The following is a 14,499-nucleotide window of genomic DNA, read 5'->3' as shown; positions in this document are numbered from 1 at the left end:
AACATGGCATTTACCAACACAAAAGAAAGTGGTCTTGAGACCCTTATCGTAAAATGGCTGGTAGATCACAATGGATATGAGCAAGGCACGAATGCTGACTATAATCGTGAGTATGCCGTGGATGAAACACGCCTATTTAGGTTTTTACAGGACACGCAGCCTGATGCGCTTGAGAAGTTAGGCGTTTTCAAATCTGCTTTGAAAAAGAAGCAATTTCTAAATCGCCTGCAGGGTGAGATTGCTAAGCGTGGCATTATTGATGTGCTACGCAATGGTGTGAAAATCTATCCGGCAAATCTGATCATGTTCTATCTGACACCGACCGAGAATAACGCCAAGGCTAAGGAGATGTTTGAAAAGAACGTTTTCAGTGTCACCAGACAGCTGCAGTATTCTATGGATGCTACCTATCTGGCGCTGGATATCTGCTTGTTCATCAATGGCCTGCCGGTCATCACCTTTGAACTGAAGAATCAGCTTACAAAGCAGGATGTGGACGATGCAGTTGAGCAGTACAAGACTGACCGTGACCCAAGAGAACTGTTATTCCAATTCAAGCGCTGCATGGTGCATTTTGCCGTTGACGACGCACGAATCAAATTCTGCACAAAGCTGGACGGTAAGAACAGCTGGTTCCTGCCTTTTGATAAAGGCTACAATGATGGTGCCGGTAATCCTCCGAATCCAGATGGCCTGATGACAGACTATCTTTGGAAGGATATTCTTACCAAGCTGAAGCTCAGTCGCATCATTGAAAATTATGCGCAGGTTGTTATTGAAGAGGACTCAGAAACAAAGAAGAAGTCTGTAAAGCAAATATTCCCTCGTTATCACCAGCTGGATTGCGTGGAAAAACTGCTGGCTGATGTAAAGGAAAACGGTATCGGCAAGCGTTATTTGATTCAGCACAGTGCTGGCTCCGGTAAGTCAAATTCTATCTCTTGGCTGGCCCACCAGCTGATTGGATTGGAGCAGGACGGTCATCCGATGATCGACTCTGTGCTGGTTGTTACCGACCGCCGTATTCTGGACAAGCAGATTCGTGATAACATCAAGCAGTTTATGCAGGTGGCAAATACGGTAGCTTGGGCTGAACATTCCGGTGATTTGCGTAAAGCAATTCAAGATGGAAAGCGCATTATTATCACAACAATTGAGAAGTTCCCTTATGTCGTGCCGGACATCGGTGCGTCCCATAAGCAGAATCGTTTTGCAGTTATCATTGACGAGGCCCATTCCGGCCAGAGTGGACGTAACTCTGCCCAGATGAACTTGGCTCTTTCCGGCCTTGCCTCCGAAGATGAGATGGATAATGAGGATAAAATCAATGCAATGATGGAAGGCCGTAAGCTGCTGACTAATGCCAGCTACTTTGCCTTCACAGCCACTCCGAAAAATAAAACGCTGGAGACCTTCGGTGTTCCGTATCAGGATGGCGACGATGTAAAACATCGCCCATTCCACGTGTACACGATGAAGCAGGCCATTCAAGAAGGCTTCATTCTCGACGTGCTGAAATACTACACACCGATTGCCAGCTACTATAAACTCATGAAGACGGTGCAGGATGACCCGATGTTCGACAAGAAGAGAGCGCAAAAGAAGCTGCGTTCATTTGTAGAAAGTGATTCTTATACCATCGCACAAAAAGCAGAAATGATGGTTGAGCATTTCCACGAGCAGGTCATCTCTAAAGGAAAGATTGGTGGACAGGCCCGTGCTATGGTGGTCAGCTCCAGCATTCCTCGCTGTATCGAATACTACTATGCAATCAATAAGTGCCTTGCAAACAGACACAGCTCTTACAAGGCAATCGTGGCATTCTCTGGAGAACACAAGTATCAGGGACAGGAGCCTGCATTGACTTCTGCAGCTATGAATGGCTTCCCGGATGCTAAGATTCCGGCTACATTTAAGACAGACCCTTATCGTCTGTTGATTGTAGCGGATATGTTCCAGACTGGCTTTGACGAGCCTCTGCTTCATACGATGTATGTGGATAAGATGTTGTATGACATCCGTGCTGTGCAGACTTTGTCTCGTCTCAACCGTTGCCATCCGCAGAAGCATGATACCTTCGTATTAGACTTCTATAACAAGCCTGCAATGATTGAAGAGGCATTTTCGAGATATTACAGAACCACTTTGCTTTCCGGTGAAACGGACCCGAATAAGCTGTATGATCTTATCGCAACGATGGAAGATTATCAGGTTTATTCTGAGAGCCACGTTGAAAAGCTGGTTGACCTGTATTTGAATGGCGCAGAGCGTGATAGACTCGATCCGATTCTGGATGCTTGTGCAGCTATTTATAAGGACCTTGACACAGAAGATCAGATTAAGTTTAAGAGCGCTGCTAAGGCATTTTGCCGTACATACGGTTTCCTTGGTGCAATTCTTCCTTATGGAAACGCAGATTGGGAACGTCTCTCCATTTTCCTGAATCTGTTGATTCCGAAGCTGCCGTCGCCTCGTGACGATGACTTCTCCGAAGGCATTCTTGACGTTATTGATTTGGATAGCTATCGTCTGGAAGCACAGGAGTGTATGTCTATTAAGCTGGAAGATGCGGATTCTGAGGTAGCACCGGTACCGGCTGGTAAGACCGGACATATCGTCAATCCTGAAATGGACCTGCTGTCTATCATTCTGAATGACTTCAACGATATGTTCGGCAACATCAACTGGAACGATGCAGACAATGTCCGCAGACAGATTCTTGAAATTCCTGATATGGTGGCAAAGGATGAGCGCTATCAAAATGCAATGAAGAACTCCGACGAGCAGAATGCCCGTATGGAAAGTGAACGTGCATTGCAGCAGGTTATCTTTGCAATCATGGCAGACAATATGGAACTGTTTAAGCAATTCCAAGATAATCCGTCCTTCAAGAAGTGGCTCTCTGATTTGGTATTTAATATGACCTATGAGCCGCAGGGTAAAAAGCAAGGCGCAAAGAAAACAATAAACTATTCAGATTATCAAGCTCCGGCAAGTAAGGTTGCTGAAGAAACGGCTCCTTACGGAACGGACAAGAAATAATTTAGGGTGAGGAGGCGCAGTATGGCAGAAGCGCTATCGAAAACATTAACACATGGTGACTTCGATTCGGTCTTTCAGGAAGTTCAGCAGCCGGAAACGGTTAGCTGGACCACCGAGGGAGAACTGCGCCTTTTTCACCTTGTAATTCGTAATAACAAAATCAATGTGGAGGATTTGAAGGCTTATCTGTATATGAGCATGGGAGACTATGTGTTTTCCAGAGCAAAGCTCGAAAAGTTCAGTCAGGCCGGAAATAGAGATGCTGTTGTATCGCAGGCGCTGCGTGTGATTAAGAAAAACGGCGGTGCTGATGTTCAGGGTACTGGTGGCGAATTGGGCGAGGTGCTAAATTACACTTTCATGGAAGAAAAGCTCCATGCACCGAAATTGATGAGCAGAGTCGAAATTAGCACTGACGGAAAGCAGTATGACAGCATCGCTGACAGCATTCATCTTTTAACCAGTGGTGTGTCAGGACGCCCGTACCATCAAGTGGTGTTTGGCTCTTCCAATATTGTCGGTGACCTCGGTTATGCCATTGACGGTGCTTTCGAGAAAATTTGCCGTATCGAACAGCACGAGGTACAGGAAATTCACATGGCCAATCAGCTTATTTTTGAACGCATGGCTACAGATGAAGAAGCTGCACTTGTGAAAGATATTCTTGTTCCGAATCCTTCAAAAACCAATAGATACAACACATCGTATGGCGTGTTCCTTGGATACACTTTGGGCCTTGGTAAAGACTATCCGGTTCACGAATACGAGGAACTTGCCGAACAGAAAATGCAGGCTGACATAAAGCGTTATATTCCGTATATTCTCCAGAAGATTCAGGATTGCGGCTTGGGAATGCACTCGTTTTATATTTATGTGCTACCTTTTAACGATGCCGAGGAAGAAAAGAAATCCATCATGGAGGCGGTGCTGGAAGGAGATGTTGACTTGATATGAGCGAAGAAAAGAAAAAATTAGGCGACGCCATATTCGTTGACATCGATAGCAACGAGTATCTAAACGAAATTCATGAGAAGATACTTTTTAATTATGCGTTGCGCCTATTTCAGCTTGAAGCGAAAGGAAAAGTTAAAGAATTTGACCTCTTGGACGCACTGCGCTTTGCAGATCTGCTGTCCAAGTCAAATCATCCGGAAGCCAGTGTCAGACATAAAATGTGGGCGCAGGAGATTATTGTTCTTTTGAACGAACTGTACCCGGATAATTCTTTGGTCAAATTATATGCAGGCTCTGTGTTCTCCAGCGTTGGAAACCATAGAGGCTTGCAGAAGATTAATGCTGACTACAAGGACATTTCTACATTTGAGCGTGTTTTTGCGCAATATAGAAGTGATTACCTTACAATACCGGCAGACACAGATAAGAAATTTTTTAGCGAACAAAAAATTGCCTATGACCATTTGGATGACCCATGCTTTAGTTATTCTGGGCCTACTTCAATGGGTAAATCGTTTATCATGCGCATGTTCATTAAGGATGAGATCATCCTTCAGGGCGCTCAGAAAAATTATGCGCTGATTGTTCCGACAAAGGCTTTGATAAACGAAGTTCGTAGCAGCATTATAAATGATTTAAATGACAATCTGGAAAAGCGAAACTACCGTGTTGTCAGCGCAGCAAGCGACATAGCGTTGGAAGAAGATCACAACTATATTTTTGTGCTAACGCCAGAGCGTTTGCTTTACTTGCTTATCAGCAGGCCGGAGCTGCAAATTGATTACTTGTTTTTGGATGAGGCACACAAGCTCTCAGGTAAAAACAGCCGTGGCCCATTCTATTACAAAGTGGTCGACATGCTGCTGAAGCGGCCTAAGAAGCCACATTTCATTTTCGCTTCTCCGAATATACCTAATCCACAGGTATATTTGCGTTTGATGAATGATGTAATCGAGAACAACGATGAGAGCAAGCTGGCCTCCACGTATTCACCGGTTATACAAGTGAAGTTTTTGCTTGATTTATTGGGCCAGAAGGTTAGCGTTTATAATGAACATACGCAATCGGTTATAAAGGTCGCTGATATAAAAGCAGCAAATACATCTTTGAAAACTATGTTGCTTTATTTTGAAGCAAAGAATATGCGTTTACCAGAGAATGAAAGATCGCAGACTATCGTGTATTACAACGGTCGTTCAAAGGCAATCGCTGCGGCGAGAGATTTTGCTGACTCACAGGGAGTGTTGGAGAAACACGATCCAGAGCTTGATGCTTTATCACGTGATATTACACGGGAAGTTCATGGCGATTATTATCTGGCAGGGATGATCAAAAAAGGCGTAGCATACCATATTGGTTATTTGCCCGCCTCTATAAGAACAAGAATAGAGACGCTTTTCCAGTCTGGAAAAATTACTACAATGTTTTGCACAAGCACCTTGCTTGAAGGTGTCAATTTACCGGCGGATAACCTATTCATTACTGATAATAAGATTTTCCGTAGTGCAATGAGTCCGGTTGATTTCAGAAATTTGATAGGCCGTGTAGGTCGAATCAGCTACAATCTATACGGAAATGTGTTTTTCGTTTCCGAAGAAAAATCTGTAAAGCCGGAAGATTATATCGAAATGCTGCAAACACCGGTACCGGAGCAGGAACTTTCTATAACGACAAATCCAAAAGGCCTGAAAAAAGTAGAGAAGCAATATGTTGTCGATATCTTAAAAAGTGGAAGTTCTGTCATCCCACAGCGAGTGAATGCAGAGGGTGAGGCCCTTCAATCAGAAGAATCATATGTTATGATGCGCAAATTCGGATTGATTTTGCTCAGGGATATCATGGAAGACAGAGACAGCCTTGTCCGCAGGGAGTTTTCTGATCTGCTGTCTGTCGCTGATGAGAATGACATTAGGGCGAAGTTTTCGGATTCTCCAACGTTACCTGATGATGACATTAACACTTCGGTCGACCAGACAAAAAGGCTTATAAAGGCCATTAGAGACGGATTGGAATACCCTCCGTGCATCAACGGCGGCTTCAGATATGCTGATGTCATTGAGTTTCTAAACAAGCTCGCCACTATTTTTGAGTGGGACACCTATGAAAGATCTTCCCTTGGCAAGGAGTCATTGCGCAGATGGTATGCTGTAATTCTCTGTCAGTGGATGGAGGGAACGGGCCTTAGTTTTATTATGAAGAAGGCCATAGAATATCGCAGAGATCATCCGGAAAATTTCCGTGTGTCCATGTATCAACCGCCGACTACATATAACGACCGTTCCAAGGAACACCGAAACGTCGTTTTTGCAGAAACGCTGGAAGTTATTGAAAATATTATCTTGTTTAGTATTTCTAACTACTTTCTGCGATTTTCGAATGAGTATAAAAAGATTCACAATGTGACCGAATTCGAAAACAATTGGTATGAGTATGTGGAGTTTGGTACCACCAATCCATTGACCATACTGCTGCAGAGAAACGGCTTCTCTCGTGAAGCTGCAACGTTCATTCGTGACCATCGTGAGTTTGTCGAAGAAGATGGTAGTACCGGAAGGTTAAGACTGAAGAACGAACTGCTATCGTGTGGTAACACAAGCGTAGAAATGGAAGCTGCCGATATTAAATATAATGCTCCCGGATTATTCACCGACAACGAAGACGATCCGGAAAATTGGAAGCTTTCGTTTATCAGAACTATCGAATGCCCGGATTGTGGGATTGAGTTTGAAGTCGATTTAGAAGAATATCTTCAAGATGTAAGTAGTTTTGAAAAGGAAAACGGTATGGGTCCTGATGCTGTATACAGCTTTGATAGCGATACTGATTGCGAATGCCCGTACTGCGGCAAAACTCTTCATATTACTGGATGGATTCGTGAATACCCAATAGGAATAGTGGATTCCGAAGAAATCGATGTTGAACTTTTTGAAGACGAAGAATAACACAAGGAGAACACCGATGAAAAAGATAGAAGGTTCACCGAAGAATCTAAAACAATTATTGCAAAATACGAAATACTCCATCCACTATTATCAGAGAGAGTATATGTGGCAGCGTAAGCATATCGAAGAGCTTATCGACGACCTTACCTCTGAATTTCTGGATAACTATAAGCCGGGTGATTCTCGTCCGGCTGTAGCGGATTATGGCGCATATTTTATGGGGTCCATCGTTTTAGCTGGACGTGAGAATGCTATTATCGATGGCCAGCAGCGCTTTTCGTCTTTGACATTGCTGCTGATGTATTTGAACAATCGCTTGAAGAAAATCGGTCAGAGCTACAACATGATCGAGACTATGATTTTTTCGGAGTCTTTTGGTACGAAGTCCTTTAACATCAATGTGGATGACCGTCAGGAATGCATGGAGGCCATCTTCAACAACAAGGATTTTGACATAACAAATTGCGGAGAATCCGTTCGTAATTTGTATGGTCGCTACACAGATATCGTTGACGTATTCCCGGCAGACATTACGGACGATATGCTCCTGCATTTTTGTGATTGGCTTGCGGAGAAGGTTTTCTTCATTGAGATCGTGGCCACCACAGAACAGGACGCTCATAAAGTTTTCGTTACAATGAACGACCGTGGTTTGAGCCTGACATCTACAGAAATGTTGAAAGGATATATTCTGTCTGAAATCAGAGATGATGCCGTTCGTGAAAAGATGAATGGCGTGTGGAAAGACATGGTCCTCGTTCTGAAAAAGGACGACGACAAAGGCGATGAGACTTTTATCAAGGCATGGCTTCGTGCGCATTATGCAGAAACCATCCGTGAAACCAAGGCCGGTGCGGTCAACAAGGATTTTGATATCATTGGTGGCTCCTTCCACAAATGGGTCCGTGATGAACGTGATAAGCTGGGATTGGATTCTTCTGCAGATTTTGAATTGTTTATAAAGAAATTTGCTAAATTTGCAGAGGTTTATCAGCGTATCCGTCAGGCAGAGACTACTTTCGCCGAGAACACAAAATACGTATACTATAACGCTCAGGTGAATTTCACCTTGCAGCCCCAGATGCTTCTTGCGCCTATATGCTACGAGGATTCTTGGCCTGTAATTATTGAAAAAATCAACCTGACAGCAAGATTTATCGATATTCTTATCGTATCCAGAGTAACTAATTATCGTTCCGTGGACTACAGTACCATCAAGAATTTTGTATTCAATGTGACGAAGGATATTCGTATGTGCGATGTGGCTACACTGAAACAGAAGCTGCAGCAGCAATACGATAATCTGGATTTCAAGCCTGAAGTGGCACTGCCGGATTTGGGACTGAACAGTTTTACCAAGAAGTACATCAAAAACATTCTGGCCCGTGTTACCGGATTTATCGAAGAAAGCACTGGCGTTGCGTCCAACTACTGCAACTACATGAACACTCAAACTAAAAATCCGTTTGAAATTGAGCATATCATCACTGACCACTATGAGTGGTTTACTGATGAGTATACAGATCAGGAAGATTTCAGACGCTGGAGAAATAGTATTGGCGCTCTGTTGTTACTGCATAAGAGCATCAATGCCAGCTTGAACGATTCCCGCTATGGCTACAAGTTGAGTAAATATTGCTCAAACGAAGGTAATATCTATACCGAGTCTTTGGGCCAACTTGCATATCAGAACAATCCGAAATTCAAGAAATTTATTGCTGACAACGGCCTGAATTTCAAGGCTTATGACCAGTTTGGTAAAGCCGAAATTACGGAGCGTGTTGCCCTGCTGGTGCAGCTGGTACGCTTGGTTTGGAACGACGAAATGTTTAAGTAAAATGATAGGAGGTGGCCAATCATGATGATAAGTCCAGAAGGATACTACGAGGAATACCTAAAAGGAAAATCAGCAGAACAAATAATGACAGCTATTCGTGGCTTAAAGAAAGAGATGGGCCACCTGAAAAATACGATGGAGCATCCAGACTATGGTGAACAGCCGGTAATTCATCCGAGCGAATCTACCCGTTTGTGGTGTGCTCGCTTGTATCTTGAGAGGGCTAAGGAAGCCTTAACAGCAGCGGGAGGAACATACAAACCATCACAGGGTGAGTTGAAGGCCGCCGATTTCGATGCTAATATTCCGAATATTAAGAAACTGGTATTTTCAATCGGTGGTTATTTTGGTGGCTATGAAACTCGCACTTACACATTGGATGAGGAACGGCTGTATTTGGATGTTGAACATTCGCTGTTTCTGAAACCGACCAATCTCGATATTGAGCCAGATTATCCTTGTAGCAAAGATGAGTTCCTTGACGGTCTTCGTGAGTTGCACATTGGAGAGTGGCGCAGCAAATACGATCTGCATAGATTTGGCTGTATGGTGTTAGATGGAACACAGTGGGAATTGGAGATATACTTTTCTAATGACCACAAGGCAGTGAAAATCTACGGAGATAATGCGTATCCATATAATTTTGACCGATTTCAAGAGCTGCTCGGAATAGAACTGGATGAAGAAACAGACGATGATTGAGAAATAGATAGAGACTTAGGAGGTGACAGTATTGAGCATAACATTTGACAGCAAGGAGCGCATTACACGTTCAAATATCTATTCGATTTTTGGCAAATTGCTCCGCCGCTGTACCCAGAAAAATGACGATGGAAAGGTTCTTCTTTGCGAAGCAGGATTGTCAAGCTTGGTCGAGGATTATGCGTTCAGATTAAATCCCTATTGGTATAATAGAGGATACCAAAATAACAATGACCAGTATAATCCTGAATATGTATGCTTGTTGTTATGCCAAGAAATCGAAGCATCAGAAGATGCATTACTCAGATTTCTTAATGTAATTTTGAGCCATACTCATCGTATCGAAGATGGTGAGATGGATAAACTCACAAACTATCTCGGAATAATCGGTTACGAAATCGATGTTAAAGCAGTAGAAGATGAGTATTGGACGACTTACACATATTCTCTTATACCTTCGTCAGACGGAACAACGGAAAGAAGTAGTGATATATCTTATTTGCGTTCTATGCTATCTATGCATCATAGTGAGTTGCTTCACCTATATGATGAGGCAACAACGAATTTTGGGAATGCACAGTATATAAGCTGTATTGATAATTGCCGTTCCTTATTTGAGAGTTTCTTCAAAAAATTAGATCCGGTAGATAATGATTATGTAAAGGGGATTTTGGCGGCAACAGGAGAAACTGTGATTGACAATGGTGCATCACTAACTTCCATAAAAAAGATATACACCTATTGGATAAATAATAAATCTGGCGCAAATCGTTTCCGTCTATTTCAGACGATGTATAGTGCTATGTCTGGATTAGGGCCTCATCACGAAGATATTCCCTCACGGGAAGATGCTTTGCTGCTATTCAGATTCGTTGAGGATACTCTTTTATGGTGCTTCCGAAAAGGAATCAATTGTTGATTTTAAACCTTTTAATTTTGGCATACTTTTTAATTTTACCTATTCCGGGCCTGCTGGATTGACTTCCGGCACCGTCCGCTTCGGGTAAAACAACGACAATAGAATAAAAAAGCTGGGCTTCCACAGACAGCAAATGCTCGTGAAAGTCCAGAAAATCAAGCCTTTTTCGGTATTTTCACACCGGAGAAGGCTTTTTCTTTTGTATCAAAGATAAGGTCTTGATAGATGCTGATTTTTGTAGTGGAATATTTCTGGTGGGTGTGCTATAATATTTAAGATTGTGGGCGGCTGTGTGAGAGCCGAGACCACTGAAAAGTGCATTTGAGAAGCTGCAAGTGCTTTTTTCAGTAGTTTCGGTGGCGGCTGTCCGCAGAAATATTTTGTAAAAGAGGAGAAAAATATGTACAAAAAGTATGAAATGGAACTGGCCGGAAGAACCTTGCGTGTAGATGTCGGCCGGGTGGCAAAACAGGCCAATGGCGCGGTACTGATGCACTATGGCGATACTACGGTTCTGTGTACGGCCACTGCATCGGAAAAGCCGAGAGAAGGAATCGACTTTTTCCCGTTAAGTGTAGAATATAATGAGCGGATGTATGCGGTTGGAAAGATCCCGGGCGGATTTAACAAGAGAGAGGGAAAGGCGTCTGAAAACGCAATCCTGACTGACCGAGTGATCGACCGTCCTATGCGTCCGTTATTCCCGAAGGATTACCGCAATGATGTGACGCTGGAAAATCTGGTGCTCTCTGTAGACCAGGATTGTTCACCAGAGCTTACGGCGATGTTGGGCGCGGCGATCGCTACCTGCATTTCTGATATCCCGTTTGACGGACCGATCTCCACTACACAGGTGGGACTGGTAGACGGAGAATTTGTATTCAATCCTACAGAGGCCCAGAAGACCGCTTCAGAACTGGCTCTGACGGTTGCATCCACCAAAGAAAAGGTGATCATGATCGAGGCGGGCGCCAACGAGGTGCCGGAGCAGCAGATGATCGACGCGATCTTTGCGGCACATGAGCTGAACCAGAAGGTGATCGCATTTATTGAAACGATTGTTGCAGAGTGCGGGAAGCCAAAGCATGCTTACGAAAGTTTTGCAGTGCCGGAAGAGCTGTTTGATGCGATCCGTGAGATCGTTCCCCAGGAAGAGATGGAAGAAGCCGTATTTACGGATGACAAACAGACCAGAGAAGAAAATATCCGCAAGATTACAGAGAGACTGGAAGAAGCATTTGCAGAGAAGGAAGAATGGCTTGAAAAATTAGGCGAAGCTGTTTACCAGTATCAGAAAAAGACCGTCCGCAAGATGATCTTAAAGGATCATAAGCGTCCGGACGGACGTGCGATCGATGAGATCCGTCCCCTTGCGGCAGAAGTGGATCTGATCCCGAGAGTACATGGATCTGCCATGTTTACACGCGGACAGACTCAGATCTGCAACATTACCACTCTGGCGCCGCTGTCCGACGCACAGAGGCTGGACGGACTGGATGAGACCGAGACTTCCAAGAGATATATGCATCATTACAATTTCCCGTCTTATTCTGTAGGTGAGACCAGACCTTCCAGAGGACCGGGACGACGCGAGATCGGACACGGAGCGCTTGCAGAGAGAGCCCTGATCCCGGTACTGCCCAGTGAGACGGAGTTCCCGTATGCGATCCGCACCGTATCCGAGACCTTTGAATCCAATGGTTCCACTTCACAGGCCAGTGTATGTGCATCTTCTATGTCACTGATGGCTGCAGGTGTGCCGATCAAGAGCGCAGTGGCAGGTATTTCCGCAGGTCTTGTGACCGGAGAGACGGACGATGAATATCTGGTACTGACAGATATCCAGGGTCTGGAAGACTTCTTTGGAGATATGGACTTTAAGGTAGCCGGAACACATAAAGGTATCACTGCGATCCAGATGGATATCAAGATCCACGGATTGACCAGACCGATCATCGAAGAAGCGATCGCAGCGACCAAGAAGGCCAGAACATACATTATTGACGAAGTAATGAATCAGGCGATTGCAGAGCCGAGACCGGAAGTAGGCGAATACGCGCCGAAGATTATCCAGATGCAGATCGATCCGCAGAAGATCGGCGATGTCGTAGGACAAAGAGGAAAGACCATCAATGCGATCATCGAGCAGACTGGTGTGAAGATTGATATTGAGGACGACGGATCCGTATCCATCTGTGGAACAGAGGCAGAAGGTATGGAAAAGGCAAGAAAACTGATCTATACCATCGTTACAGACTTTGAAGCCGGACAGGTACTGGAAGGGAAAGTCGTAAGCATCAAAGAATTTGGAGCGTTTCTGGAGTTTGCTCCGGGAAAAGAAGGAATGGTACACATTTCCAAGATTGCCAAAGAAAGAGTCAACCGCGTAGAAGACGTGCTGACACTTGGCGACGTAGTAAAAGTCGTATGCCTTGGCAAAGATAAAATGGGAAGATTCTCCTTCAGCATCAAAGATGTGGCAGAATAAAATCAAAAAGGTACAGGGTGTTTGACGAAAAGGGACACCCTGAAACGCAATTTGGGACGTAGACCTTTGCAAAAGGTCTACGTCCCAAATTGTTATTTTGCCAGGAATATCCTGCTGATCCGGGCATATATTGATGTAGAAAGAGGTGGACAAAGATGCGGGAGAATCAAATTTTATGTTTGCTGTCCGGAAGTGTTCGAAGCGCAGTGGAAGGGGCGAAGCTTGACTATTCGTTTCTTCAGGAGATCCGTATGCGGGCCGGACAGCCCCTGATCCTGATCTATCGCGGAAGGGAGCGGGTTCCAACATGTCAGGGGAGACCTGTTGTGGTGACGGAGAAGGACCTGAAGGAAACTTTACAGTATGTCAGCAATTATTCGCTGTATGCTTATGAGCAGGAAATGCGGCAGGGATTTATCACTACCTGCGGCGGACACCGGGTAGGGATGTCAGGGCAGGTGATCATGGAGAATGGGAGGGTGAAGAATCTGAAATATGTGTCTTCTGTCAATATTCGGATGTCTCATGAGATCCCCGGGTGCGCGGATGCGGTGATGCCTTATATTAGCGGCAGGACACAGCTGTACCATACACTGGTGGTTTCCCCGCCCCGCTGTGGAAAGACCACTCTTTTGAGGGATATGATCCGGCAGATTTCCGATGGGAATGAAGACTGTCAGGGAAGGTCTGTAGGGGTTGTGGACGAGCGGTCGGAACTTGGCGGCTGTTACCGCGGGGTGGCCCAGAACCACCTGGGGAGACGGACAGATATTCTGGATGGCTGTCCCAAAGCAGAGGGAATGATGATGCTGATCCGCTCCATGGGCCCGGAAGTCATTGCTGTTGATGAGATTGGAACGGCCCGGGATGTACATGCGATGGAATACGCCATGCACTGTGGCTGCAGGATCCTGGCGACGGTTCACGCGGCTTCTATGGAAGAGCTAAGGAGAAAACCCCTCCTTCAAAAGCTGGTCAAAAGCGGCAGTTTTGAGAGATATATCCTGCTTGGCAGCCAGAAGAGAGCCGGACAGATACTGGGAATCTATGACAATCGTGGAACGCTGCTGTACAGAGAGGAGCCGGTATGCTGAAGCTGGCCGGAGCCGTCCTGATCATGGCGGCTTCGCTTCTTGCAGGAATGTCTGCTGCGGAACATGTACAGGACGAATACGAGGCAATGCGTCATATCCGGGGAGTATTGTATGCCCTTAGAAGCGAGATCTTATATAGCAGATCCTGCCTGGGGGAAGCCTTTGGAAAAATCGCGGGCGAAGTCGGGGCGCCTTTTGATCAGTGGCTCTCTGGCATGGCGGAGCAGATGCAGGAACGGGATGGGATTCCTTTTTCTGTAATCTGGAAAAATGGAATGTCGGTGATTTCTGCCGGATCCAGACTTCCAGGGAAGGAAAAAGAACGGCTGGAAATGCTGGGAATGGAGCTTGGCAGTATTGATATGGAGGCGCAGATCCGCAGTCTGGATCTTTATCTGGAAGAGCTTCGGCTGTCTATGGAAGAAAAAAGGGAAGGGATGAAGACCAGGATCCGCCTTTGCCGCTGCCTGGGCCTGATGGGCGGGTTGTTCCTTTCTATCTTGCTGATTTGAAGGAGGCGA

At 45.1% G+C, this 14,499-nt stretch carries 9 protein-coding genes; all 9 read left to right on the top strand.

Translation table 11 applies throughout. The annotated features are described in order from the left end of the window. Window positions 1-3 precede the first annotated feature (3 nt). The 9 genes from ABGT54_RS08065 to ABGT54_RS08025 all read left to right on the top strand — a co-directional run bounded on the left by ABGT54_RS08065 (window position 4) and on the right by ABGT54_RS08025 (window position 14,490). Window positions 4-3,042, top strand: coding sequence for a type I restriction endonuclease subunit R (locus ABGT54_RS08065; protein WP_346663618.1), 3,039 nt, complete (start codon window positions 4-6; stop codon window positions 3,040-3,042). A gap of 21 nt (window positions 3,043-3,063) precedes the next feature. Beyond that, window positions 3,064-3,996 (top strand): DUF1837 domain-containing protein, encoded by a 933-nt coding sequence (locus ABGT54_RS08060; protein WP_346663617.1) that lies wholly within the window; start codon window positions 3,064-3,066, stop codon window positions 3,994-3,996. Then, the gene (locus tag ABGT54_RS08055) at window positions 3,993-6,938 is read left to right on the top strand and encodes a DEAD/DEAH box helicase (RefSeq protein ID WP_346663616.1); all 2,946 of its coding nucleotides are present in this window, start codon (window positions 3,993-3,995) and stop codon (window positions 6,936-6,938) included. Before ABGT54_RS08060 ends, ABGT54_RS08055 begins: the two co-directional genes overlap by 4 nt. Before the next feature lie 16 nt (window positions 6,939-6,954). Continuing rightward, window positions 6,955-8,775 carry a DUF262 domain-containing protein gene (locus ABGT54_RS08050; RefSeq protein ID WP_346663615.1) on the top strand — a complete coding sequence of 607 codons (1,821 nt, stop codon included), beginning with the start codon at window positions 6,955-6,957 and terminating at the stop codon, window positions 8,773-8,775. A 21-nt stretch (window positions 8,776-8,796) separates the two neighbouring features. Beyond that, entirely contained in the window at window positions 8,797-9,477 is a 681-nt protein-coding gene (locus ABGT54_RS08045) for a hypothetical protein (RefSeq protein ID WP_346663614.1), read from the top strand. Between the two features lie 31 nt (window positions 9,478-9,508). After that, the gene (locus tag ABGT54_RS08040; protein ID WP_346663613.1) at window positions 9,509-10,396 is read left to right on the top strand and encodes a hypothetical protein; all 888 of its coding nucleotides are present in this window, start codon (window positions 9,509-9,511) and stop codon (window positions 10,394-10,396) included. 400 nt (window positions 10,397-10,796) lie between these two features. Then, on the top strand, window positions 10,797-12,884 hold the full coding sequence (locus ABGT54_RS08035; RefSeq protein ID WP_346663612.1) for a polyribonucleotide nucleotidyltransferase: 2,088 nt from the start codon (window positions 10,797-10,799) through the stop codon (window positions 12,882-12,884). A gap of 155 nt (window positions 12,885-13,039) precedes the next feature. Further along, window positions 13,040-13,978, top strand: coding sequence for a stage III sporulation protein AA (spoIIIAA, locus tag ABGT54_RS08030; RefSeq protein ID WP_346663611.1), 939 nt, complete (start codon window positions 13,040-13,042; stop codon window positions 13,976-13,978). Beyond that, window positions 13,972-14,490 carry a stage III sporulation protein AB gene (locus ABGT54_RS08025; protein ID WP_346663610.1) on the top strand — a complete coding sequence of 173 codons (519 nt, stop codon included), beginning with the start codon at window positions 13,972-13,974 and terminating at the stop codon, window positions 14,488-14,490. The genes spoIIIAA and ABGT54_RS08025 overlap by 7 nt, the downstream gene beginning before the upstream one ends. Window positions 14,491-14,499 lie beyond the last annotated feature (9 nt).

The organism is uncultured Merdimonas sp. (assembly GCF_963929015.1).
Taxonomy (GTDB): domain Bacteria; phylum Bacillota; class Clostridia; order Lachnospirales; family Lachnospiraceae; genus Merdimonas.
Note: the sequence above shows the minus strand (reverse complement) of the source record. Positions and strands in the feature narration are given on the sequence as shown.

Excerpts from the sequence above, each read along its gene's own strand:
- ABGT54_RS08045 (WP_346663614.1), top strand. The coding sequence starts at position 8,797 with ATGATGATAAGTCCAGAAGGATACTACGAGGAATACCTAAAAGGAAAA.
- ABGT54_RS08060 (WP_346663617.1), top strand. The coding sequence starts at position 3,064 with ATGGCAGAAGCGCTATCGAAAACATTAACACATGGTGACTTCGATTCG.
- ABGT54_RS08035 (WP_346663612.1), top strand. The coding sequence starts at position 10,797 with ATGTACAAAAAGTATGAAATGGAACTGGCCGGAAGAACCTTGCGTGTA.
- ABGT54_RS08025 (WP_346663610.1), top strand. The coding sequence starts at position 13,972 with ATGCTGAAGCTGGCCGGAGCCGTCCTGATCATGGCGGCTTCGCTTCTT.
- ABGT54_RS08050 (WP_346663615.1), top strand. The coding sequence starts at position 6,955 with ATGAAAAAGATAGAAGGTTCACCGAAGAATCTAAAACAATTATTGCAA.
- ABGT54_RS08065 (WP_346663618.1), top strand. The coding sequence starts at position 4 with ATGGCATTTACCAACACAAAAGAAAGTGGTCTTGAGACCCTTATCGTA.
- spoIIIAA (WP_346663611.1), top strand. The coding sequence starts at position 13,040 with ATGCGGGAGAATCAAATTTTATGTTTGCTGTCCGGAAGTGTTCGAAGC.
- ABGT54_RS08055 (WP_346663616.1), top strand. The coding sequence starts at position 3,993 with ATGAGCGAAGAAAAGAAAAAATTAGGCGACGCCATATTCGTTGACATC.